Source organism: Vibrio sp. HENC-03 (assembly GCF_000305755.2).
In the GTDB taxonomy this organism is placed as follows: domain Bacteria; phylum Pseudomonadota; class Gammaproteobacteria; order Enterobacterales; family Vibrionaceae; genus Vibrio; species Vibrio owensii.
On record NZ_JH976103.1, the window covers coordinates 1 to 1,350 of the forward strand.

General features: G+C 53.7%; 1 rRNA gene. It reads left to right on the forward strand.

The annotated features are described in order from the left end of the window. A 16S ribosomal RNA gene (locus VCHENC03_RS17175) occupies positions 1-1,350 on the forward strand; the annotation flags it as partial.

Sequence of the window (1,350 nt, forward strand, 5' to 3'; positions counted from 1 at the left end):
CAAAGAGGGGGACCTTCGGGCCTCTCGCGTCAGGATATGCCTAGGTGGGATTAGCTAGTTGGTGAGGTAATGGCTCACCAAGGCGACGATCCCTAGCTGGTCTGAGAGGATGATCAGCCACACTGGAACTGAGACACGGTCCAGACTCCTACGGGAGGCAGCAGTGGGGAATATTGCACAATGGGCGCAAGCCTGATGCAGCCATGCCGCGTGTGTGAAGAAGGCCTTCGGGTTGTAAAGCACTTTCAGTCGTGAGGAAGGTAGTGTAGTTAATAGCTGCATTACTTGACGTTAGCGACAGAAGAAGCACCGGCTAACTCCGTGCCAGCAGCCGCGGTAATACGGAGGGTGCGAGCGTTAATCGGAATTACTGGGCGTAAAGCGCATGCAGGTGGTTTGTTAAGTCAGATGTGAAAGCCCGGGGCTCAACCTCGGAATAGCATTTGAAACTGGCAGACTAGAGTACTGTAGAGGGGGGTAGAATTTCAGGTGTAGCGGTGAAATGCGTAGAGATCTGAAGGAATACCGGTGGCGAAGGCGGCCCCCTGGACAGATACTGACACTCAGATGCGAAAGCGTGGGGAGCAAACAGGATTAGATACCCTGGTAGTCCACGCCGTAAACGATGTCTACTTGGAGGTTGTGGCCTTGAGCCGTGGCTTTCGGAGCTAACGCGTTAAGTAGACCGCCTGGGGAGTACGGTCGCAAGATTAAAACTCAAATGAATTGACGGGGGCCCGCACAAGCGGTGGAGCATGTGGTTTAATTCGATGCAACGCGAAGAACCTTACCTACTCTTGACATCCAGAGAACTTTCCAGAGATGGATTGGTGCCTTCGGGAACTCTGAGACAGGTGCTGCATGGCTGTCGTCAGCTCGTGTTGTGAAATGTTGGGTTAAGTCCCGCAACGAGCGCAACCCTTATCCTTGTTTGCCAGCGAGTAATGTCGGGAACTCCAGGGAGACTGCCGGTGATAAACCGGAGGAAGGTGGGGACGACGTCAAGTCATCATGGCCCTTACGAGTAGGGCTACACACGTGCTACAATGGCGCATACAGAGGGCAGCAAGCTAGCGATAGTGAGCGAATCCCAAAAAGTGCGTCGTAGTCCGGATTGGAGTCTGCAACTCGACTCCATGAAGTCGGAATCGCTAGTAATCGTGGATCAGAATGCCACGGTGAATACGTTCCCGGGCCTTGTACACACCGCCCGTCACACCATGGGAGTGGGCTGCAAAAGAAGTAGGTAGTTTAACCTTCGGGAGGACGCTTACCACTTTGTGGTTCATGACTGGGGTGAAGTCGTAACAAGGTAGCGCTAGGGGAACCTGGCGCTGGATCACCTCCTTA